Origin of the sequence: Streptomyces niphimycinicus (genome assembly GCF_018883605.1) — a bacterium.
GTDB lineage: Bacteria > Actinomycetota > Actinomycetes > Streptomycetales > Streptomycetaceae > Streptomyces > Streptomyces niphimycinicus.
The window spans coordinates 1-21,322 of sequence record NZ_JAHLEM010000082.1; the positions used below are offsets into that span (position 1 = coordinate 1).

The 21,322-nt window shown below is 70.8% G+C and carries 16 protein-coding genes; 9 read left to right on the plus strand and 7 right to left on the minus strand.

Features of this window, described 5'->3' with window-relative positions; translation table 11 throughout:
* Positions 1–838, minus strand: an 838-nt coding sequence (locus tag KN815_RS09660; RefSeq protein WP_216341347.1) for a polyprenyl synthetase family protein, incomplete at its 3' end; no start/stop codon positions are given.
* Positions 835–1,854 carry an aminotransferase class I/II-fold pyridoxal phosphate-dependent enzyme gene (locus KN815_RS09665; protein ID WP_253208863.1) on the minus strand — a complete coding sequence of 340 codons (1,020 nt, stop codon included), beginning with the start codon at positions 1,852–1,854 and terminating at the stop codon, positions 835–837. The genes KN815_RS09665 and KN815_RS09660, both read right to left, overlap by 4 nt.
* 297 nt (positions 1,855–2,151) lie before the next feature.
* On the opposite strand from KN815_RS09665, the gene KN815_RS09670 reads away from it, so the two are divergent.
* Positions 2,152–3,078, plus strand: a complete 927-nt coding sequence (locus KN815_RS09670; RefSeq protein ID WP_216341349.1) for a LysR family transcriptional regulator — start codon at positions 2,152–2,154, stop codon at positions 3,076–3,078.
* 81 nt (positions 3,079–3,159) lie between these two features.
* Here KN815_RS09670 and KN815_RS09675 read toward each other — a convergent pair whose 3' ends face one another.
* Positions 3,160–4,167, minus strand: a complete 1,008-nt coding sequence (locus KN815_RS09675; protein ID WP_216341350.1) for a sulfotransferase family protein — start codon at positions 4,165–4,167, stop codon at positions 3,160–3,162.
* 224 nt (positions 4,168–4,391) lie between these two features.
* On the opposite strand from KN815_RS09675, the gene KN815_RS09680 reads away from it, so the two are divergent.
* Positions 4,392–5,303, plus strand: a complete 912-nt coding sequence (locus KN815_RS09680) for an endonuclease/exonuclease/phosphatase family protein (RefSeq protein WP_216341351.1) — start codon at positions 4,392–4,394, stop codon at positions 5,301–5,303.
* 120 nt (positions 5,304–5,423) lie between these two features.
* On the opposite strand, the gene KN815_RS09685 is transcribed toward KN815_RS09680, so the two are convergent.
* Positions 5,424–6,620, minus strand: coding sequence for an MFS transporter (locus KN815_RS09685; RefSeq protein WP_216341352.1), 1,197 nt, complete (start codon positions 6,618–6,620; stop codon positions 5,424–5,426).
* A gap of 293 nt (positions 6,621–6,913) precedes the next feature.
* Between KN815_RS09685 and KN815_RS09690 the strand changes: the two genes are divergently transcribed.
* The gene (locus KN815_RS09690) at positions 6,914–7,975 is read left to right on the plus strand and encodes a mechanosensitive ion channel family protein (RefSeq protein WP_216341353.1); all 1,062 of its coding nucleotides are present in this window, start codon (positions 6,914–6,916) and stop codon (positions 7,973–7,975) included.
* A gap of 5 nt (positions 7,976–7,980) precedes the next feature.
* On the opposite strand, the gene KN815_RS09695 is transcribed toward KN815_RS09690, so the two are convergent.
* Together KN815_RS09695 and KN815_RS09700 are read right to left on the minus strand one after the other, a co-directional pair.
* Positions 7,981–8,664, minus strand: a complete 684-nt coding sequence (locus KN815_RS09695) for a response regulator (RefSeq protein WP_253208864.1) — start codon at positions 8,662–8,664, stop codon at positions 7,981–7,983.
* Entirely contained in the window at positions 8,661–9,926 is a 1,266-nt protein-coding gene (locus tag KN815_RS09700; protein ID WP_216341392.1) for a sensor histidine kinase, read from the minus strand. Before KN815_RS09700 ends, KN815_RS09695 begins: the two co-directional genes overlap by 4 nt.
* 348 nt (positions 9,927–10,274) lie before the next feature.
* Here KN815_RS09700 and KN815_RS09705 point away from each other — a divergent pair, with 348 nt between their 5' ends.
* From KN815_RS09705 to KN815_RS09725, 5 genes are all read left to right on the plus strand, one after another.
* The gene (locus KN815_RS09705) at positions 10,275–11,066 is read left to right on the plus strand and encodes a class I SAM-dependent methyltransferase (protein ID WP_216341354.1); all 792 of its coding nucleotides are present in this window, start codon (positions 10,275–10,277) and stop codon (positions 11,064–11,066) included.
* A gap of 229 nt (positions 11,067–11,295) precedes the next feature.
* The gene (gene tgmA / locus KN815_RS09710) at positions 11,296–11,487 is read left to right on the plus strand and encodes a putative ATP-grasp-modified RiPP (protein ID WP_216341355.1); all 192 of its coding nucleotides are present in this window, start codon (positions 11,296–11,298) and stop codon (positions 11,485–11,487) included.
* Positions 11,488–11,502: 15 nt separating this feature from the next.
* Positions 11,503–12,441 carry an ATP-grasp ribosomal peptide maturase gene (tgmB, locus tag KN815_RS09715; RefSeq protein ID WP_216341356.1) on the plus strand — a complete coding sequence of 313 codons (939 nt, stop codon included), beginning with the start codon at positions 11,503–11,505 and terminating at the stop codon, positions 12,439–12,441.
* Positions 12,442–12,685: 244 nt separating this feature from the next.
* Positions 12,686–14,518: a glycoside hydrolase family 15 protein gene (locus tag KN815_RS09720; protein WP_216341357.1), complete on the plus strand. Its 1,833-nt coding sequence runs from the start codon at positions 12,686–12,688 to the stop codon at positions 14,516–14,518.
* A 40-nt stretch (positions 14,519–14,558) separates the two neighbouring features.
* Entirely contained in the window at positions 14,559–15,839 is a 1,281-nt protein-coding gene (locus KN815_RS09725; protein ID WP_216341358.1) for a DUF1266 domain-containing protein, read from the plus strand.
* An 18-nt stretch (positions 15,840–15,857) separates the two neighbouring features.
* On the opposite strand, the gene KN815_RS09730 is transcribed toward KN815_RS09725, so the two are convergent.
* Positions 15,858–17,477 (minus strand): GMC oxidoreductase, encoded by a 1,620-nt coding sequence (locus tag KN815_RS09730; protein WP_216341359.1) that lies wholly within the window; start codon positions 17,475–17,477, stop codon positions 15,858–15,860.
* 362 nt (positions 17,478–17,839) lie between these two features.
* Between KN815_RS09730 and KN815_RS09735 the strand changes: the two genes are divergently transcribed.
* Entirely contained in the window at positions 17,840–21,217 is a 3,378-nt protein-coding gene (locus KN815_RS09735) for a pyruvate carboxylase (protein ID WP_216341360.1), read from the plus strand.
* Positions 21,218–21,322: the final 105 nt, after the last annotated feature.

The window sequence follows — 21,322 nt, forward strand, 5'->3', positions numbered from 1 at the left end:
CGCCGCCGAGCGCCGCCTCCAGCCGGGCGCGGCCCGGCGCACCGGCCATGGCGTGGCAGAGCAGGACGGGGAAGGTGGGCCGGGCGGCCGCGATGTCGCTGAGGGCGGACTTGCCGGTGGTGCGGGGGTCGCTGGTGTACGGCAGCAGGTCGTCGTGCATCTGGAAGGCCAGCCCCAGGTGTTCGGCATACGCGGTGAGCGCGCGCTGCTGGGCGGGGGTTCCGCCGCCCAGGATCGCCCCGCCCCGGCAGGCGGCCCGAAACAGCGCCCCGGTCTTCAGGGAGCTCATGGTGAGATACCGGTCGAGTCCGCAGCCGAGGTCGCCGCGGAGTTCGCCCTCCATCGCCTGGCCGCGGCACAGGTCGACGCCCGCCCGGGCGAAGACCCGCACGGCGCCCAGCACCCGGCCCGGCGGCAGTCCCCCGGCCTCTTCGGCGCCGTCGGTGAGCACACCGAACATGCCGAGCATCAGGGCGTCCCCGGTGACGATGGCGTCGGCGGTGCCGTAGCGTGCCACGACGGACGGACGGCCCCGCCGCATCGCGTCCCCGTCGATGACATCGTCATGGACGAGGGATCCCACATGGAGGTACTCCACGCTCAGCGCGGCCGGGACGACGGCCGGTCCGCCGCCGCCCACCGCCTCGGCCGACTCCATGAGCAGCAGCGGGCGCAGCAGCTTTCCCGCCGGGAGCAGGGCGTACCGGGAGATCTGGTGGAGCCGCTCGGCCTCCGGCGGCCAGCGCCGGTCGAGCTCGCGCAGCAGGAGCTCAATGGTCGGCGCGGCCTCCGCCAGCGGGTCGGCCACATCGGTGACCGCGACATCGGGCGGCGTCACCGGGACGCCTCCCGGTACTTCCCGGCGAGTTCCGCGAACGCCCGGTTGGCGGCGGGCTCGGCGACGGTCACCCGTACCCCTTCGCCCGGTTTGCCGCACACCACCACGCCGTGGTCCGCGCAGAACTGGGTGAAGCGCTCCACGCCGGAGGTCATCGGCAGCCACAGGAAGTTGCCCTGGCTAGCGGGCACCTCCCAGCCCTGGTCGAGCAGGGTCCGATGGAGCCGGTCGCGCTCCTCGGCGGTCTCGGCGCACTGCCGGAGCACCCGCTCCTGCGCACCGAGCGCCGCGATGGCGGCCTCCTGCGCCACGGCGCTCACCCGGTAGAAGGGCAGCACCGAGCGGAGCGGGGCGAGCACGGGCTCATGCGCCACGAGATAGCCGACCCGCAGGCTGAGCAGCCCGTACGACTTGGAGAACGTCCGCACCACACAGACCCGTTCATCGGCGCGGTGCAGCGCGATGCCGTCGGCGACGGCGCCGGGGTCGGCGAAGTCCCGGTACGCCTCGTCGATGACGACGGTGACATGCGCGGGGAGCCGGTCGAGGAAACCAAGGATGCGCTCCTGGTCCAGCGCGGTGCCGGTGGGGTTGTTGGGGGTGCACAGCAGGACCATGCGGGTGCGGTCGGTGACGGCGTCGGCCATCGCCTTCAGATCGTGGTCGTATCCGGTGAGCGGCACCCGGACGGTGGTGGATCCGGCGTTGGCCGCCATCATCGGGTACGCCTCCCACGAGGGCCAGGCGTGCACCGTGTCCGTATCCGGTCCGGTGAGGGTGGAGAACAACTGCTGGAGCAGCGCACCGGAACCCGGTCCGGCCAGCACATGTTCCGGGCGCACTCCCAGATGTCCGGCGAGGGCCTGACAGAGCCCGGTGCCGAGGGCATCCAGGGTACGGTGGGCGGTCCGCGCGGTGCGCAGGACGGCGTCCACCACTTCGGGGAGCGGGGGGTGAACGGTTTCGTTGAGCGACATCTGGTGGAAGGGATTGTTCTCCGCGACCACCGGAGTCATGCGATTCCAGCCATCATGCATCGGGCACCATCCATCCATTCCAGCGGGGGATTCGGGCGGAGGGAGGAAAGTCACCGCGCCCGGGTCCCCTTGCCGGTCCGGCCGGATCGGTGGGGAGGAAACCGTTGTGGGCGGGCTGTGACCGTACGGGCAGCCAGTGCGGGTGGGGCCGTGTCCGATCGGCCAGTTCGATGAGCGGGTGCGGGCGAAATCCGTCACCATGATTTTGACGGTCTCTCGATCACGCGTCCAATTAGAGTCTTACGGGAATTGATAAACGATTTTTATCGTCCTGTGGTGATCGATCTTCGCCAGCTCACCGTACTCGCTGAGGTCTGTCGCGCCGGCTCGTACAGCGCCGCGGCGGACCGGCTCGGTTACACCCAACCGGCTATCAGCTATCACATGCGCGCGCTGGAACGTGCCGTGGGCGTGCCGCTCACGGTCAAGGCGGGACGGGGGGTACGGCTCACGCCCGCGGGCCACAGACTCGCCGAGCGCGCCCAGGACGTGCTGGCCGGGCTGCGGGATGTGGAGAACGAGTTCGAGGCGCTCGCCGCGCGCACCCGTGGCCGGGTGCGGATGTCCTCGGTGCAGAGCGTCTGTGTCGCCGTGCTGCCCGCGGCGCTGGCCAGGCTGGGCGCCTCCCGTATCGAGGTGGAGGTGGAGCTGGGCCAGACCGACTCCCATGACGCGTACCGGCTGCTGGACGCGGGCGAGACCGATCTGGCGATCGTCGCCGACGATGAGACGGGAGACGCCTCGGGGGCCGCGCACACCCCGCTGCGCCGGGTCCCGCTGCTGGTCGACCGCCGCCATGTGCTGCTGCCGCGGGGCCATGCGCTCGCGGGGCGGCGCAGCGTCGGCCTCGCCGATCTGTCGCGGGAGCGGTGGATCCTGGAGCGGGACCGCGGGCGGCTGCTGCGGCGCTGCGCGGAGGCGGGGTTCGAGCCCCGGGTGGTGACCACGACCGATGACCAGGCGACGACCCTCGGCCTGGTGGGCGACGGGGTGGGCATCGCCCTGATGGACGGCCTCGGTCTGCTCCCCCGGCCCGATCCGCGGGTCGAGCCGCGCCCGCTGGACGACTGGCCACGGCGCCATGTCTGCGCGCTGCTGCGGCCGGAGGCGGCGCGGGTGCCCGCGGTGGCCGCCTTGCTGGAGGCGCTGCGGGCGGTGGCCGTCGAGCATTCGGGGGAGGTCGCCGAAGCGGCGACGGCCTGACGCCGAAGCACATGCGCGCACCGGAGCTACCTCATCCGCACGCCGCAGCTACCTCATCATCCGCGCACCGGGGCAGCTATCTCATCCGGCCCCGGCCAGGCTCAGGGCCCGGGCGCCGGGGGCGCAGCTCGCGCGGAGGGCGGCCAGTTCCGCGGGCGGCAGGGTCGCGGCTGCCGAGCCCCGGCGGTCGCCGTCGAGCAGGGCGCCTCCGGCCGCCAGCCACTCCGGGAGGGGTTCCACGCCGAGGTGCTGGGCCAGCCGGGTGAGCTCGCGCTCGGGCGCGTCGAGCAGGCTCTCGTACGACAGGGACATCCGGATCCCGGCGGGAAGCTGGGACAGATGGGCCAGCCCCTCCACGATCGTGTGCGACCACAATCGGCCGAACTCGGCGACGGGTACGGGCCGTTCGTACAGCGGACGCAGATCGGCGTCGTCGTCGCTGAGCAGCGCCTCGAGACCGGCCGGAAGGCTCTCGGTGGTCTCGGCGCGCTCCGTCATGAGCTGGATCAGCCGGAATCCGGGGTGGCGGCTCATGGAGAGCGCGCAGTCGGCGCCGTCCCGGTGCAGATGGACGAACCGGGCCTCGGGAAAGACCTTCCGCAGCCGGGGCACCGACCGCAGCGAGTAACCGGAGCGCTCCACGACGGCCCGTCGGCCGAACCGCTCCCCCAGCAGGTCGAACAGTGCCCGGTAGTGATCGGCCACCGGGGCGGCGGGCCGTCGGGACAGCTCCGGCTCCAGCGCGTCGAACAGCGCGTCGGGGTCGTCGGTGAGATGCGGCAGCGTCATCATGCACAGGGCCGGAATGCCACCGCCCGCCACCGAGAACCGCCCCTTGACATGCGGATACCGATACTCCGGCAGCGGGATGCCATCGCGGATGACGCGGTTGGCGAACGACCTCGGAGTGGCGAGGATCCGCCAGAACTCCGCCCCGGTCAGCGGCGCCTCGGGCAGCGCGTCCGGCTCCAGTGCGGCGATCAGCTCGCTCACGCTGAGCAGATCCGGGTGCAGCCGCAGGACACGCGACAGAGCGGTCGAACCGCATCGTCCGGTCCCCACGACGAAGGTCAGCGGCCGTAACGTCACCCCAGGTGCCCCTTCCGTCTCGACAGCTACCGCCCTTCTCTACCCATCGCCGCCACCGCGCATCCCCGGCCACTTTCGTCGTCAGGGGCGGTGCCCGCATGCGCTCTTGAGGTCGGCTCTGCGTGACCGTACGTTCCACCGCACGGCCACCGCACGACACACCCCCCACACCGCGGAACCCGACACTGGGTCCGTCACCGCACCTTCAAGACCTTGGAGGAGCCATGCCCGCACCTGTGTTCAGCCGCCGTCACGGTATGCGCGTCGCGGCCGCGACGGCCGCCGCGCTTCCACTCGCCTCCCAGCCGCAGTACGTGGCCACGGCGGTCGCCGCCGCCCCGGTCGCCCCCGCCGACGCTTCGCGGCTGGCCGTCATGACCTTCAATCTGCGCTACGCCGGCGACAGCGAGCCCAACTCCTGGGGCCGGCGCCGCCCGGTCATGCGGGAGCTGCTGCGCCGGGCCCGGCCCCATCTGCTGGGCACTCAGGAGGGGCTGTACGGCCAGTTGCGCGATATCGCCCACGACCTCGGACAGCGCTACGCGTGGATCGGCACCGGGCGGATGGGGGGCAGCCGCGATGAGTTCATGGCCGTCTTCTACGACACCGGGCGGCTCGAGCCCGTGGAGTACGACCACTTCTGGCTGTCCGACACCCCGAATGTGATCGGCTCCAACACCTGGGGCGGGGCCGTGGTCCGGATGGTCACCTGGGTGCGCTTCCACGACCGGCGGACCGGCGAGGAGTTCTACGCCCTCAACACCCATCTGGACCACCGCAGCCAGAACGCCCGTGACCACGCCGCCGCTCTGATCACCGAGCGGCTCGGCGGGCTGGACTCCGCGCTCCCCCGCATCGTCACCGGCGACTTCAATGTGGCGGCCCATGGCAACCCGGTCTACGACGCCATGCTGAACGGCGGCACGCTGGTGGACTCGTGGGACACCGCCGAGCGGCGCGGCCCGCTGTACGGGACGTTCCACGGCTTCGGCCCGCTGGTCCCGGACGGCGACCGGATCGACTGGATCCTGACCTCGCCCGGTGTGCGCACCCACCACGCCGTCATCGACACCTACTCCGAGGACGGCCAGTACCCCAGCGACCATCTGCCGGTGCGGACCGTCCTGGAGCTGTGACGCGAGGCGCCCGCGCCGAATGCCGTGGTGCCGTGGTGCCGTCGATCCGCTCCCGCTCCCGGGGGCGGATCGAGCGGTTCGCCGCGCGGTCCGCGTCCCCGCCGCGTTCGCCGGGCCTGCTCAGCGGCCTGATGCCACGACGGAAATCCCCCGCAGCCGCAGCAGGGCGGCCACGGCCAGCAGCGCCACACACCCCGTGAAGATGAGCCCGGCGGAGCGCAGCCCGACCGCGAGCGACAGCGCCCCCACGCCGATCACCGGAATCGAGATCGCCAGATACATCAGCACGAACAGGGCGGAGGTGACCTCGGCGCGCCGGTCGGCCGGGCTGCGCTCGGTCACCACCCGTACGGCGGCGAGGAACGACAGCCCCTGGCCCGTCCCCGCGATCACGGCGCCCAGCACCAGCAGCGCCAGCGACGCGATCGCCAGCGAGACCGCGATGGCCGCCATACCGGCCACCAGCACCGCGCACCCGCCAGGCAGCGACCGCCCCGGGCCCAGCCGCCGCCCCAGCGCCTGCCCGGCGACCGAGGCGGCGAACACGGAGAACACCACGGCACCGGCCACCGCGAGATTGCTCTCCCCCTCCACCTCGCTCAGGAACGTGGGCGACACCGAGGTGAACAGGCCCAGGGTGGCGAAGCCCGCGAACCCCGCCATCGCCGCGGCCGTGAACGTCGCGCGCATTTCCTTGGGCACCCGCAGCCGCTGCGGCCTCAGCGACGGGCGGCCCCGGGTCCGTACGGTCTCCGGGAGAGCGAGCACCACGGCGGCGGCCACCGCCACCAGCACCAGGTCCACCACGAACACCAGCTTCAGCGGCGCCGGGGCGTACTGCGCCAGCACACCCGCAAGCAACGGGCCGACACCGAGACCGCCCAGGTTGGCCCCGGTGGCGAGGAGAGTGGCGGCACGGCGGCGGCGCTCGGGGGCCAGCTCGATCACCATCACGGTGGCGGTGCCGGTGGCCAGACCGGCGGACAGCCCCGACAGGGTGCGGCCCGTGAACAGCTCCGGCAGTCCGCCGGCGAGGAGGAAGCACACCGCGCTCAGGCCCGACAGCGCGAGCGCGGCCAGCAGAACGGGCCGTCGCCCGATGAAGTCGGACATACGTCCGAGCAGCAGCAGCGCGACGATGACCCCCGCCGCGTACACGGCGAAGATCACCGTGACCATGAACGAGGAGAAGCCGAACTCCCCCTGATAGAGCGAGTAGAGCGGGGTGGGCAGCGTCGTACCGCACATCGTGACCACGAAGGCGTAGGCGGCCGCGAGGAACGGCCATCCCCGCTCCCTGTCCTGGCGGCTTTCCATACGACCCGATTCCACCACATATCACCTCTCCGTCAAACGCGCTGGCGCGCCGCCGCCTTCCTGGCGGGTTACGTGCGGTAGCGGGGCATCCCGTCATTCGGCCCTGATCGCATGCGGCAGGATGGCACCTCACGCCGGAGCCGTACACATGTACGCCCGGCGCAGCCCGTACAACCCAGGCACGAGCAGGTGGACAACGTGATCCCACAGAACTCCAGACCGGAGGCCGCACCGACGACCGCGGGCCGCGCGGCCGGTTCTGACGCGCTTTCCGGCATAGCGGACGGTGGCCGATGAACCGGGGCCTGACGTTGCACGATGTCATCGTCGTCGGGGCGGCGCTGATCTGCGGTGCGGCCGGTGGTGTGCTGTTGCGCGTGGCGCTGCGCTGGCTGGGTGAGCGGGCCCGCGCCACCCGGTGGAGCGGCGACGACATCATCGTCGACATACTGCGCACACTGGCGCCGTGGGCGTCGATGGCCGCCGGAGTCGCCGCCGCGGCCGCCGCACTGCCGCTGACCGGCACGGTCGGCCATGACGTCAATCAGACGCTGAAGGGCGTGCTGATCCTGGTCAGCACGGTCACCGCGGCGCGGGTGGTGGCCGGTATGGTGCGGTCGCTGGCGCTGTCCCGCTCCGGGGTGGCGGGCACGGCCACCATCTTCGTCAACATCACCCGGATCGCGGTGCTGGCGATGGGCGTGCTGATCCTGCTGGAGACGCTGGGCGTCTCGATCGCACCGCTGCTCACCGCCCTGGGCGTGGGCGGTCTGGCGGTCGCCCTGGCGCTACAGGACACTCTGGCCAATCTCTTCGCGGGGGTGCACATCCTGGCCTCCAAGACGGTGCAGCCCGGCCACTACATCCGGCTCAGCAGCGGGGAGGAGGGATATGTGGTCGACATCAACTGGCGCAACACGGCGGTGCGGCAACTGTCGGACAACCTCGTCATCATCCCGAACGCCAAGCTGGGCAACACCATCATGACCAACTTCCACCAGCCCGAGCAGCAGATGTCGGTCATGGTCCAGGCGAGGGTCGGCTACGGAAGCGATCTGGACCATGTGGAGCGGGTGACCATCGAGGTGGCCGGGAAGGTGATGTCCGGCGTCGAGGGCGGGGTCGTCGACCACGAGACGAGCGTGCGCTTCCACACCTTCGGAGAGTCCGGCATCGACTTCTCGGTGTTTCTGCGGGCCCTGGAGTTCAGCGACCAGTACCTCATCAAGCATGAGTTCATGAAGGAGCTGCACCGCCGGTTCCGCGCCGAGGGCATCGAGATCCCGCTGCCCACCCGTACGCTCGTCCTGCCCGACCAGGACCGGCTGTCGCTGCCGGACCCTTCGGCGGTCTGACGCCGTCAGGGCAGCAACCGCCGCTCGGTGGCCACCGCCACCGCCCCGGCCCGGGTCTCGACCCCCAATTTCCCGTAGATCCGACCCAGATGGGTCTTGACCGTGGCCTCGCTGATGAACAGGGCCCGGGCGATCTCCCGGTTGCCCAGGCCACGGGCCAGTTGCCGCAGGATGTCGCGCTCCCGCTCGGAGAGTCCGGGGCGCGGGCTGCGCATCCGGGCCAGCACCCGGTCGGCGACCGGGGCGGACAGCGCGGTACGGCCGGAGGCGGCGTTGCGGATCGCCGCGAACAGCTCCTCCGGCCGCTCGGCCTTGAGCAGATAGCCGGTGGCCCCGGCCTCGATGGCACGGGTGATGTCGGCGTCGGTGTCGAACATGGTGAGCACCAGGACGCGGGGCGCCGGCGGGCCGCCGGAGACCAGCCGCCGGGTGGCGGTCACCCCGTCCATACCCTCCCCGAGCTGGAGATCCATCAGCACCACATCGGGCCGGAGCCGGTCGGCCATGGCGAGGGCCTCCTCGCCACTTCCCGCCTCGCCGATCACTTCGATGCCGTCGGTACTGGCCAGCAGCGCCCGCAACCCGGCCCGCACCACGGCGTGGTCGTCGCAGAGCAGCAGCCGGATGGCGGGAGCGGGCGGGACCGGGTTCGCGGCGGGGCCGGACGACGGGGACGGGATCGGGCTCATGCCGTGGCCTCCACGGGACGGTCGGGGACGAGGGCGGGAAGGGGTTCGACTCGGATCGCGGCCGAGACGACGGTCCCCTCGCCCGGTGCGGATTCGACGGTGAGTGTGCCGCCGAGCTGACGTACGCGGACGCGCATCGCCCGCAGCCCGTGTCCGCGTGACCGGTCCGCTCCTGGTGCGGGGACGGTGTCGGTGTCGAAACCGCGGCCGTCATCGGCGATGTCCAGACAGATCTGGTCGCCCATGCAGGTCAGGGTGAGCGCGGCCCGGCTCGCCCCGGCGTGCTCCCGCACATTGGCCAGCGCGCCCTGGGCGATGCGCAGCAGCGCCGCCGCCACCGGCTCGGGCAGCGGCCCGAGGGGGCCGTCGAGATGGAAGTCCACCGTCCGCCCCGCGCCGCTCTCCCGCTCGGCGAGCGCGCCGAGCGCCTGGGCCAGGGAGCCCTCGGCGAGGTCGGCCGGGGCCAGGTCCTGGACGAACCGGCGGGCCTCGGCGAGGCTGCGGGAGGCGATCTCCGCCGCGTCGCGCATATGGCCTCGGGCCGCCGCCGGGTCCGTCTCCCAGGTGCGGTCGGCGGCCTGAAGCAGCATCCGCTGGCTGGACAGGCCCTGGGCGAGGGTGTCATGGATCTCCGAGGACAGCCGCTGGCGCTCGGCCAGGGTTCCGGCCCGCCGCTCGGTCGCGGCCAGATCGCGGCGGGTACGGACCAGATCGTCGATCAGCACCCGCTGCCGCGCCGACTGGCGCCGCAGATGAATGAGGACGGCGGCGGCCACGGCGGCGATGGCGGGCGGCGCGATCAGCGCGTTGGGGTCGAAGCCGTCGTGCATGAACCGCAGTTTCGAGGCGACGACGAGCGCGGTGAGCACGGCGGCCAAGGGCACCGCGAACCGGGTGGGCAGCGTGTGCAGACCGGTGAAGAACAGCGGCATGGCGCACCATGCGGCGCTCGGCGCGAGAACCAGCAGCGCGACCCATGCGGCCAGCACCGCTGTCAGCCAGACCAGATAGCGGCCGGAGGGCCGGCCGCCGTGGCTCGGTGCGGGCGCCGGCCACCGGCCGGGCAGATAGAGCGCGCCGAAGACGACGAAGAGGGCGACGACCCAGCCGTTCGGCGGGGTGCCGGTGTCCCGGATCAGATAGCGGACCAGTGAGGAGCCCAGCAGCAGGAAGAAGGCGATGTGCAGGACCGCCGTCAGCCACCGCTCATCCGGATCGTCCACCCCGTCGGTCCCGGATCGCCCGGACCATGCCGACCACATCGCGGACCACGGCGCCCACCCTGACCGCCCGTCCGCCCCGTCCGCCCCGTCCGCCCCGACCGCCCCGACCGCCCCGACCGCCGACCGCACCTGGGCCCCTCCCTGCTCTCCGGATTCGCACCGGACCTCTCCGGTTCTTCTTGCGTTCACTCCCTCAGCCAGTCCTAACGCGCCCGGCCGGACCCCGCATCATCCGATCGGTTGATACGGCGTTCACCCGGACCGCGTCCGGACCGGGACCGCTCCGCCGATCCGCGCCGCCGCCACGGCGCCGAGGCTGGTACCGACAACAGCGACGCGGGAACGCATCGTCCGCCGCGTCCGTACGACGACCATGAGAGAGTCCACATGCCCGCCAAGAACCTCGGCGTCAACCGCTCCGCCCTCGGCCACCGGGTCTCCTACGCGCTGCGCCATCCGCAGCGCGTACCGCGCCATCTGGTCCGTGCCACCCGGGATGCCTGGCTGCGCTACCGCTACCCCGACCACGTCGCGTACTACCGCGCGGTGATGCGGTCCGACACCCGCACCAGCCCGGAGGCGGCGGTCGGCAGCCGCAGCCATGAGCGGTGGCTGGCGCTGGGCGCGATGCAGTTCGACTATCTCCTGGACCACGGGCTGCGGCCGGAACACCGGATGCTGGAGATCGGCTGCGGCAATCTGCGGGCGGGCTGGCGGTTCATCAGCCATCTGAAGCCGGGCCACTATTACGGCCTCGACATCTCGCCCGAGATCCTCGTGGCCGCCCAGGACACGCTGGTGCGAGAGGGGTTGCAGGACCGCCGTCCCACCCTCACTCCGGTCCGCGATCTGACGCTGCGCTTTCTGCCCGACGCCCACTTCGACGTGGTGCACGCCCACAGTGTCTTCTCGCACTCGCCACTGCCCGTCATCGAGGAGTGCCTGGCCCATGTCGGCCGCGTCATGGCGCCCGGCGGCTGGTTCGACTTCACCTTCGACCGCACCGAGGGCGTCGAACACCAGGTACTGCGGGAGGACTTCTACTACCGCACCGAGACGCTCATAGCGCTGGCGGAGAAACACGGTCTGGCGGCCCGGTTCATGGCGGACTGGGAGGAGCTGCCGCACGGTCAGTCGAAGATCCGCATCACCCACCGCGAGGCCGCGCGGACGTCCTGACCCGCCGTTCCTCAGCCGGTGCTCCCCCTGCGGCGGCCGACTATTCGGTGAAGCAATACCCGAGGCATATGTTGACGCTCAATCGGGCCTTGAGGTTCCACTGGGATCCTGTGACACACTTCATATCGCAACGCACAGGACAAAATCGTTGCTAGGGAGTGCCGTAGACTTTTAGTACGTACTGTTGCGTGGTGGATAGACGAATACATGGAGCACCAAGAGGTCACTCATGCAGCCCTTCGTACTGAAGCACGCAATCCCTGCCGAGCGGTCGTCGGCGAGCGTTCCCTACGCCTATAGCGCCGTCCTGCAGTTGAATGTCCTCTCCGACGGGCGTCCGGCCATCGCCGACCATGCGGTGCTGCTGGCCACCGGCACCACCACGTCCACAGCGGGTTCCAAGACGCACTTCGACGACTGACCTGCGCATACGTCGATGACGGTACTCATCCTGACCTGTCGCCAGGATGTCACCGCCGACTTGGTGGTGGCGGAGCTGCGCGAACAAGGCGTCCCTCTGGTGCGTTTCGATCCGGCAGACCTTCCGGATCAGGCCGGGCTGTCGGTCGAATTCGATCGCGGTGACTTCACTGGATATCTGTCGACCGAGGGACGCCTCGTCAGCATCCACGGTGTGCGGTCCATCTGGGTGCGCAGGCCGGGCCGCCCCGCGGCCCACGCGGCGAATCCGTCGGAGTGGCTGACCGCCGAGTGCGGACAGGCACTCTACGGGATGCTCTACGCGACAACGGCCCGCTGGATGAACCATCCAGCGGCCGCCGAACCGGCCCGGCACAAACCCTTCCAGTTGCGGGTCGCCCAGCACAGCGGTTTCGCCGTGCCCTCGACTCTGGTCACCACCTATCCGCGCGCGGCGCGCGATTTCGCCGTCCAGTGCTCGGACATCGTGGTGAAATCCGCCTCGGGTCCGCCAACCGCCGATCCGCCGGTAACGTTGCCTACCACGCGTATCGATCCGGACACAGATTTCTCCGATGTCGCGGCCGGGGCAACCCTTCTTCAGCGGTACATTCCCAAAGCGGCCGACATCCGGCTGATCTGCGTCGGCAGCGAGTTATTCGCCGCACGCAAGACCGCCGGCTCGGGGCAGGTGGACGGGCGCTTTGGATGTCATGGACACCGCTGGGAACCCGTGGATGTGCCCGCCAGAATCGTGCGCTCCGTTCATGAGTACATGGCTCTCACCGGTCTCGCCTACGGGGCCTTCGACTTCGCCGAGGACGCCGATGGCCTTTGGTGGTTCCTGGAGTGCAACCAGGGCGGCCAATTCGGCTTTGTCGAGCTGGAGACCGGTCAGCCCATCGCCGCGGCGGTCGCGTCCTGGCTGGCCGGGCCCGGGGCCGCCCACCGGTGACGAGCGGGCCGGAGCACCGTGGCTCCGGAGGCGGCGCGGGTGATCACCGAGCCGGCGTGTTGACGGCGGCCCCGTCCCCGTTCGCGCCGGTCCGGGGCGCCCGCGCGCACCCCCATGTACGGACCGTGACGGCCGGTCTACGCACCGGGGTGGTGCTGCGCCGGACCGGTCCGCCGGTCGTATGCTGAAGCGAGAGTCTGCGCTACCCAGGGTTTCCCGCCCTCCCTCAGCGCGGGAGGTTCCGATGACCGTCGCCGACAGCATCCGCCGCCCGACGGACGCGTCCCGCTATGTGCCGATCGCCGAGCACGGTCTGATCGGCGATCTGCGCACCGCCGCGCTTGTCGATACCCGCGGCACCATCGACTGGTACTGCCCGGTCCGGTTCGACGCGCCCAGTGTGTTCGCGTCGATCCTGGACGCCGACCGCGGCGGTTCGTTCCGGCTCACACCGGAGGTGCCCGCCCGGACGAAGCAGTTCTACTTCCCCGACACCAATATCCTCATCACCCGCTTCTTCGCGGAGGACGGGGTCGCCGAGGTCCAGGACTTCATGCCGATCGTGGACGACTCACGCGAGGCGGACCGGCACCGGCTGATCCGCCGGGTGCTGTGCGTACGTGGCTCGCTGCCCTTCAACGCACGGGTGGCGCCCCGGTTCGACTACGCCCGGCAGTCGCATACGATGCGCGCCGAGGAGGGGCTCACGATCTTCGAATCCCCGGAGCTGTCGCTGGCGCTCACCTCCAGCGTCACCGTGGAGACCGACGGGGCCGATGTGGTGTCCACGTTCAAGCTGGTCGAGGGCGAGTCCGCGGTCTTCGCGCTCGACCGGATCGGCGGCACGGTGCAGCCGCGGCACTGCCCGCAGGCGGAGGCGGAGAAGCTGTTCGACGCCACCGTGCGCTACTGGCGGCACTGGCTCTCGCAGTCCCGCTACCGCGGGCGGTGGCGGGAGATGGTGCACCGCTCCGCGCTCACCCTCAAGCTGCTCACCTACGCGCCGACCGGCGCCATCGTGGCCGCCCCGACCACCAGCCTGCCCGAGCAGATCGGTGGCGAGCGCAACTGGGACTACCGCTATGTATGGGTCCGCGATGCCGCGTTCTGCATCTACGCACTGCTGAGGCTGGGCTTCACCCAGGAGGCCGAGGCGTTCGTCCGGTTCCTGTCCGAGAAGATCAGCTTCGAGGACGGCCCCGGCGGCCCGATGCAGATCATGTACGGCATCGACGGCCGCAGCGAGATCCCCGAGCAGACGCTCCCCCACTTGGAGGGCCATCAGGGCTCCGCCCCGGTCCGGGTCGGCAACGGGGCGGTCCATCAGCTCCAGTTGGACATCTACGGAGCGCTGGTGGACTCCCTCTATCTCTACGACAAATGGGGGCAGCCGCTGGCCAGCGACCACTGGGACACCGTCAGCGACGCGGTCGGCTGGGTCTGCGACAACTGGGACCGGCCCGATATGAGCGTCTGGGAGACCCGCGCCGGCCCGCAGTACTTCCTGTACTCGCAGCTCATGTGCTGGGTCGCGATCGAGCGGGCGATGCGCATCGCCCGCCACCGCGGCCTGCCCGCGGACATGGCCCGCTGGTCGAAGGCGCGCGATGACATCTACCGCCGGATCATGCGCTGCGGCTGGTCGCCGCGGCGGCGCGCCTTCGTACAGCGCGAGGGCGAGGAGGTGCTCGACGCCTCGGTGCTGATGATGCCGCTGTCCAAGTTCATCTCCCCCACCGACCCCAAATGGCTGTCCACGCTGGACGCGCTGGGCGAGGAGCTGGTGTCCGATTCGCTGGTCTACCGCTACGACCCCACGGTCAGCCCGGACGGGCTGCGCGGCGCGGAGGGCACCTTCTCGATCTGCTCGTTCTGGTACGTCGAGGCGCTGTCCCGGGCCGGACGGGTGGACGACGCACGGCTGGCCTTCGAGAAGATGCTCACCTACGCCAACCATGTCGGGCTGTACGCGGAGGAGATCGGCCGCACCGGTGAGCAGATCGGCAACTTCCCGCAGGCGTTCACCCATCTCGCGCTCATCAGCGCCGCGTTCAACCTGGACCGGGCCCTGGGCTGATCACGCGGGCCCGGCCGGCCGCTGGATAGAGTGGTCGGCCATGGGGAACGGGGAGGGGCCGGCCGCCGGGCCGGAACACGGCGTCCAGGGCAGCACACAGACCGCATGGCCGGCGCCGAGCGCGATCGAGCGGGAGCTGTACGAGGCGAAGATCCGCGGCGACTGGTCGGCGTACTTCGATGTGCTGGCCCGCGCCGAGCTCTTCGTCGCCGACGCCTACTCCCGCCTTCAGGCGCGCCCCGGGACGGTGCTGTTCACCCCGTACTGGTATCCCCAGGTGCAGGCCAACTGCCTGCCCATCTTCACCGAGGGCATGCTCCCCGCGCCCCATCCGGAGACCGTCTATCTCTCCTATTCCCTGGGGTGGTTCGCCACGGAGTGGGAGCCCGGCGATCCGCCGTGGATCGTGGTCAACCCGGGCAGTCCGTGTGAGACGTTCTTCCCGACCTCCCCGGCGCACCGCGCGCTGTGGAGCGGCCACGCCGAACACGCCGCCGAAGGCCGCGCACACGCGCCCATGGAGCTGCGCGGGCTGCGGGTGGGCGGGCCGACACAGGGCCCGGTGGCCCATGGACTGGCCTGCGGGGCGCTGCTGTTCGTCAAGAACGGCGAGCTGTGGAACGCGATGGCCTACCACGGTGGCGGATACACCCGTGAGCGGAGCCGGCTCAAGGAGTGGTGGGGCATCACCGGCCGGGAGGAGTGGCAGCGTATCCAGGAGCTGCTGCTGGGTGCCGAAATGATCAGCGGTGTCTGGGAGTTCGCGCTCGGGGTGCGCAGCACCCTGGCCCTGGACTTCGCCGGCCCGGTCGGGGTGGACCACTGGCGGACGGTGGCCGAGCGGGTGCTGCGGCGCACCGCCGCCGAGCCCGGCGAGGTCCGGATCACCCCCGACGGGGTCACCAAGGCGGAGCCCCGGGACAGCGCGGAGGTGGAGGCCCAGGTGGCGGGCGTGCAGCGGCTCATCGGCCGGATCGCCCGCTATGAGGCCCGGTTCCGCGCGGACGGACTGCTCGCCGAGGGCAAGTTCGTCCGCACGGTGGAGGCGTGGGACTACGGGCGGGCCTCGGGAATGGCCCGCTGGGGGCTCGCCGCTCGGTTCTGCTCCCTCGACGAGGCCGAGCGCGCGGTGCTGCGCGCGGGACGGTCGGCGCAGGCCAACTACCGCTCCTGGGAGGAGTTCTCCGCCGCGTACATCCTCGGGCGGTGTCTCCACTTCGACGACGAGGAGTTCGGCGAGTGGTACGAGGACATGCTCACCGCGCACCGCATCCTCACCACCGATCCCGAGAGCCCCTGGCTCACCCTTCCCTGGAAGTGATCCCGGCGGGACCGGGCGTCACCGGCCGCCGACGCGGTCCTCGGCCAGCACCCGGGCCATGGTGCGCTCGGCAAGGGCGGTGATGGTGACGAACGGGTTGACGCCGATGGAGCCCGGGATGAGGGATCCGTCGGTCACATAGAGCCCGTCGTAGCCGGACACCCGGCCGTACGCGTCGGTGGCCCGGCCCAGGACACAGCCGCCCAGTGGGTGGTAGCAGAAGTCGTCGGCGATGGCCCGGGTGTCGCCGAAGAGGTCATACCGGTAGATGGTGGCGTTGGCGTAGTTGACGCGGTCGAAGAGCGCCTTGGCCGCCGCGACCGAGGGCGCGTTCTGGGCGCGGGTCCAGTTGAGCACGGCGGCGTCCTTGGCCGCGTCGTAGGTGAAGGCGGCGCGCTCGGGGTTCCGGGTGATGGCGAGGTAGAGGCTGACCCAGGTCTCGAGGCCGGCGGGCAGCGGGGCGATCTCGGCGAAGACCGGGTTGGCGGCGTTGGACCAGTCGTCGATCGCCATTACCGGGATGGTGGCCTGACGGGCGCCGGTCGGGTGCCACACATGGTTGGCGCGGCCGAGCATGACGTTGCCGTTGCCGCCCCAGCCCTGGCCGACCTCCTCGCTCAGCTCGGGCAGGGCGCCGGTCTCGCGGGCGCGCAGCAGGAGTTCGGTGGTGCCGAGGCTGCCCGCGCCGAGGAAGAGCGAACCGCAGGTGATCTCGTCGGTGGAGACGACGGTGCCGGTGGTGTCGATGCGCTCCACGGTGAGGACATAGCTGCCGTCGGGCGCCCGCCGCAGGGCCCGGGCCCGGCTGAGGGTGTGCAGGGTGACCTGGCCGGTGCCGAGCGCGGCCGCGAGATAGGTCTTGCCGAGGCTGCGCTTGCCGAAGTTGTTGCCGTAGATGACCTCCTGGGCGAGCGCCGACTTGGTCGCCGTTCCGTCGGCCTCGCGCCGCATGTAGTCGAAGTCGTACACATTGGGCATGAAGACGGTCTTCAGGCCCGCCCTGGCGGCCTGGTCGCGGGCGACGCGGGCGTAGGTGTACCACTCCGTGGCCTCGAACCACGCGGAGGGCACGGTGTTGGCGCCGAGCATGCGGTTGGCCAGCGGGAAGTAGGTGTCGTACATCGGGTCCGCGGCCACCTGCGGCAGCATCTGCTGGAAGTACGAGCGCGACGGGGTGACCGCGATACCGCCGTTGACCAGCGAGCCACCGCCGACCCCGCGGCCCACGTAGACGGACATGCCGGGGAACCGGACGCGGTCCAGGACGCCGGGGTAGGGGGTGATGTCCTTGTTGATGACGTCCAGCCACAGAAAGGTGGACAGAGGCGCCTCGGTTCTGGTCTTGAACCACATGGAGCGCTGGTCGGGGGCGGTCATCGAGCAGTGGATCCGGCCGTCGGAACCCGGGGTGTCCCATAACCGCCCCATCTCCACGACGAGGGTTCTGATGCCCGCCTCGCCGAGCCGGAGCGCGGCCACGGCCGCGCCGTAGCCCGAGCCGACGACGACGGCGGGGAAGTGTTCGGCGCTCTCGGCGGCGGCCGCCGGGGTGAGGCCGATGCGCGTGAGTCCGAGGGCCGCCGCGCCCTGTAGGGCGGCCAGACCGAGAATGTGACGACGCGTCATGTTTGCTGTCATGGCGGCATGATGGGCGGAATCGCCAGATCTCGCCATGGCATGGCACAAGGTCGTTTTCGGCGGTCATGTTCGGCATCGGAGGACTTGCGCGAGTTATCGTTATTTACCAATTACTGTCGCACCCGCGCTCCTCGAGCCCGGCGTGGCGAAACGGTGCTCCAGTGCCACGCACAGCGTCACCCGGCGCGGCCACGGGGGGACTCTCCGTGTCCGCTGCGACCATGGACCACACGGGCCGGGCGCCATCCCGCACGCCATCCACGAGAACTCGATCACACCCCGGGCGCCCCGCGTGGCACGCGGCAGTAGGGTTCGCCGACAAGCGTGTGTTGTAGGTACCGGGCAGGTAGAAGGGATCGGGCATGTTCCGCAAGGTGCTGGTCGCCAATCGTGGAGAGATCGCCATTCGCGCCTTCCGCGCCGGCTATGAGCTGGGCGCGAGAACCGTAGCCGTGTTCCCGCATGAGGACCGCAACTCGCTGCATCGGCTCAAGGCCGATGAGGCATATGAGATCGGTGAGCCGGGTCATCCGGTGCGGGCCTATCTCTCCGTCGAGGAGATCGTCCGCGCGGCGCGCAGTGCGGGCGCGGATGCTGTTTATCCCGGATATGGCTTTTTGTCCGAGAACCCCGATCTCGCACGTGCGTGCGAAGAGGCGGGGATCACGTTCGTGGGGCCCAGCGCGCAGATCCTGGAGCTCACCGGGAACAAGGCGCGCGCGGTGGCCGCGGCCCGTGCGGCCGGGGTGCCGGTGCTCGGCTCCTCCGAGCCGTCGACCGATGTGGACGAGCTGGTCCGGGCCGCGGACGAGCTCGGCTTCCCGGTGTTCGTCAAGGCCGTCGCCGGTGGTGGCGGGCGCGGCATGCGCAGGGTCGAGAACCGGGAGACGCTGCGTGAGTCCATCGAGGCGGCGGCGCGGGAGGCCGAGTCCGCCTTCGGCGATTCCACGGTCTTCCTGGAGAAGGCGGTGGTGGAGCCCCGCCATATCGAGGTGCAGATCCTCGCCGACGGGCAGGGCGATGTCATCCATCTGTTCGAACGCGACTGTTCGGTGCAGCGACGCCACCAGAAGGTGATCGAGCTGGCGCCGGCGCCCAACCTCGATCCGGAGCTGCGGGCACGGATCTGCGACGACGCGGTGAAGTTCGCCCGGCAGATCGGCTATCGCAACGCCGGCACGGTGGAGTTCCTGCTCGACCGCGAGGGCCGCCATGTGTTCATCGAGATGAATCCGCGGATCCAGGTCGAGCACACGGTGACCGAGGAGATCACCGACGTCGATCTGGTCCAGTCGCAGTTGCGGATCGCCGCCGGCCAGACCCTGGCCGACCTCGGCCTCGCCCAGGACACCGTATATCTGCGGGGTGCGGCGCTCCAGTGCCGGATCACCACCGAGGACCCGGCCAACGGCTTCCGCCCGGACACCGGGATGATCAGCGCGTATCGCTCCCCGGGCGGCTCGGGCATCCGGCTGGACGGTGGCACCACCCACTCCGGTGCGGAGATCAGCGCCCACTTCGACTCGATGCTGGTCAAACTGACCTGCCGGGGGCGCGACTTCGCGACCGCGGTCGGCCGCGCCCGGCGCGCGGTGGCCGAGTTCCGCATCCGCGGCGTCTCCACGAACATCCCCTTCCTCCAGGCGGTGCTGGACGATCCGGACTTCCGGGCCGGGCAGGTCACCACGTCGTTCATCGAGCAGCGGCCGCATCTGCTGACCGCGCGCCACTCCGCCGACCGCGGCACCAAGCTGCTCACCTATCTCGCCGATGTCACGGTGAACAAGCCGCACGGCGAGCGGCCCCATCTGATCAACGCGACCACCAAGCTGCCCCCGGTGCCGGACACCGAGCCGCCCGCCGGCTCCAAGCAGCGGCTCACCGAGCTGGGCCCGGAGGGCTTCGCGCGATGGCTGCGCGAGTCGCCCACCATCGGGGTCACCGACACCACCTTCCGGGACGCGCATCAGTCGCTGCTGGCCACCCGGGTCCGCACCAGGGACCTGCTGGCCGTGGCCCCGGTGGTGGCGCGGAGCGTGCCGCAGTTGCTGTCGCTGGAGTGCTGGGGCGGGGCCACCTACGACGTGGCGCTGCGCTTCCTCGCCGAGGACCCGTGGGAGCGGCTGGCCAAGCTGCGCGAGGCGGTGCCCAACATCTGTCTTCAGATGCTGCTGCGCGGCCGCAACACGGTGGGCTACACGCCGTATCCGACCGAGGTGACCACCGCCTTCGTACAGGAGGCCACGGCCACCGGAATCGACATCTTCCGGATCTTCGACGCGCTGAACGACATCGGGCAGATGCGGCCCGCGATCGACGCGGTGCGGGAGACGGGCTCGGCGATCGCCGAAGTGGCGCTCTGCTACACCTCCGACCTGTCCGACCCCTCCGAGCGGCTCTACACCCTCGACTACTATCTGCGGCTCGCCGAGCAGATCGTGGACGCGGGCGCGCATGTGCTGGCCATCAAGGACATGGCGGGGCTGCTGCGCGCCCCGGCCGCGGCCACCCTGGTCTCCGCACTGCGCAGGGAGTTCGACCTGCCAGTGCACATCCACACCCATGACACCGCGGGTGGTCAGCTCGCCACCTATCTCGCGGCGGTCCAGGCCGGCGCGGACGCGGTGGACGGCGCGGTGGCCTCCATGGCGGGCACCACCTCCCAGCCGTCGCTGTCGGCGATCGTGGCCGCCACCGACCACTCCGACCGGCCGACCGGGCTCGACCTCGAGGCGATCGGCGGCCTGGAGCCGTACTGGGAGGCCGTGCGCAAGATCTACGCACCGTTCGAGGCGGGCCTCGCCTCGCCGACCGGGCGGGTTTACCACCATGAGATCCCCGGCGGTCAGCTCTCCAATCTGCGCACCCAGGCCATCGCGCTCGGCCTCGGCGACCGCTTCGAGGAGATCGAGGCGATGTACACCGCCGCGGACCGGATGCTGGGCCATCTGGTGAAGGTCACCCCGTCGTCGAAGGTGGTCGGCGATCTCGCGCTGCACCTGGTGGGGGCGGGGGTGTCGCCAAAGGACTTCGAGGCGGATCCGGCCCGGTACGACATCCCGGACTCGGTCATCGGGTTCCTCCGCGGCGAGCTGGGCAATCCGCCGGGCGGCTGGCCCGAGCCGTTCCGCAGCAAGGCGCTGGAGGGCCGCGCCGCCGCCAAGCCGACGGCCGCGGAGCTGTCCACGGAGGACCGGGAGCAGTTGGCGAAGGATCCGCGGGCGACGCTGAACCGGCTGCTGTTCCCCGGCCCGACCAAGGAGTTCGAGGCGCATCGGCAGGCCCACGGCGACACCAGCGTGCTGGACAGCAAGGACTTCTTCTACGGGCTGCGCCCGCGGCAGGAGTACACGGTGGACCTCGAGCCCGGGGTCCGGCTGCTGATCGAGCTGGAGGCCATCGGCGACGCCGACGAGCGCGGTATGCGCACCGTGATGGCCTCGCTGAACGGGCAGTTGCGCCCGGTCCAGGTACGGGACAACTCGGCGGCCTCCGACGTACCGGCCACCGAGAAGGCCGACCGGAGCAACCCCGGCCATGTGGCGGCGCCCTTCGCGGGTGTGGTGACGCTGGCGGTGGCCGAGGGCGATCAGGTGGAGGCCGGTGCCACCGTGGCGACGATCGAGGCGATGAAGATGGAGGCCACCATCGCGGCCCCGAAGAGCGGGACGGTGTCGCGCATCGCCATCAGCGCGATCCAGCAGGTGGAAGGCGGCGATCTGCTGGTCGCCCTGAGCTGAGCCGACAGCGTCGGCAAGCCGCCGCCACCGGTCCCCGGCCCTCGGGTCAGGGGTGCTCGGTGGCGGCGGCCTCGTATGCCCGCGGAAAGGTGTCCACCGGCCCAG

Excerpts from the sequence above, each read along its gene's own strand:
- tgmB (WP_216341356.1), top strand. The coding sequence starts at position 11,503 with ATGACGGTACTCATCCTGACCTGTCGCCAGGATGTCACCGCCGACTTG.
- KN815_RS09705 (WP_216341354.1), top strand. The coding sequence starts at position 10,275 with ATGCCCGCCAAGAACCTCGGCGTCAACCGCTCCGCCCTCGGCCACCGG.
- KN815_RS09665 (WP_253208863.1), bottom strand. The coding sequence starts at position 1,854 with ATGACTCCGGTGGTCGCGGAGAACAATCCCTTCCACCAGATGTCGCTC.
- tgmA (WP_216341355.1), top strand. The coding sequence starts at position 11,296 with ATGCAGCCCTTCGTACTGAAGCACGCAATCCCTGCCGAGCGGTCGTCG.
- KN815_RS09685 (WP_216341352.1), bottom strand. The coding sequence starts at position 6,620 with ATGGAAAGCCGCCAGGACAGGGAGCGGGGATGGCCGTTCCTCGCGGCC.
- KN815_RS09680 (WP_216341351.1), top strand. The coding sequence starts at position 4,392 with ATGCCCGCACCTGTGTTCAGCCGCCGTCACGGTATGCGCGTCGCGGCC.
- KN815_RS09700 (WP_216341392.1), bottom strand. The coding sequence starts at position 9,926 with ATGTGGTCGGCATGGTCCGGGCGATCCGGGACCGACGGGGTGGACGAT.
- KN815_RS09690 (WP_216341353.1), top strand. The coding sequence starts at position 6,914 with ATGAACCGGGGCCTGACGTTGCACGATGTCATCGTCGTCGGGGCGGCG.
- KN815_RS09720 (WP_216341357.1), top strand. The coding sequence starts at position 12,686 with ATGACCGTCGCCGACAGCATCCGCCGCCCGACGGACGCGTCCCGCTAT.
- KN815_RS09695 (WP_253208864.1), bottom strand. The coding sequence starts at position 8,664 with ATGAGCCCGATCCCGTCCCCGTCGTCCGGCCCCGCCGCGAACCCGGTC.
- KN815_RS09730 (WP_216341359.1), bottom strand. The coding sequence starts at position 17,477 with ATGACAGCAAACATGACGCGTCGTCACATTCTCGGTCTGGCCGCCCTA.
- KN815_RS09725 (WP_216341358.1), top strand. The coding sequence starts at position 14,559 with ATGGGGAACGGGGAGGGGCCGGCCGCCGGGCCGGAACACGGCGTCCAG.
- KN815_RS09735 (WP_216341360.1), top strand. The coding sequence starts at position 17,840 with ATGTTCCGCAAGGTGCTGGTCGCCAATCGTGGAGAGATCGCCATTCGC.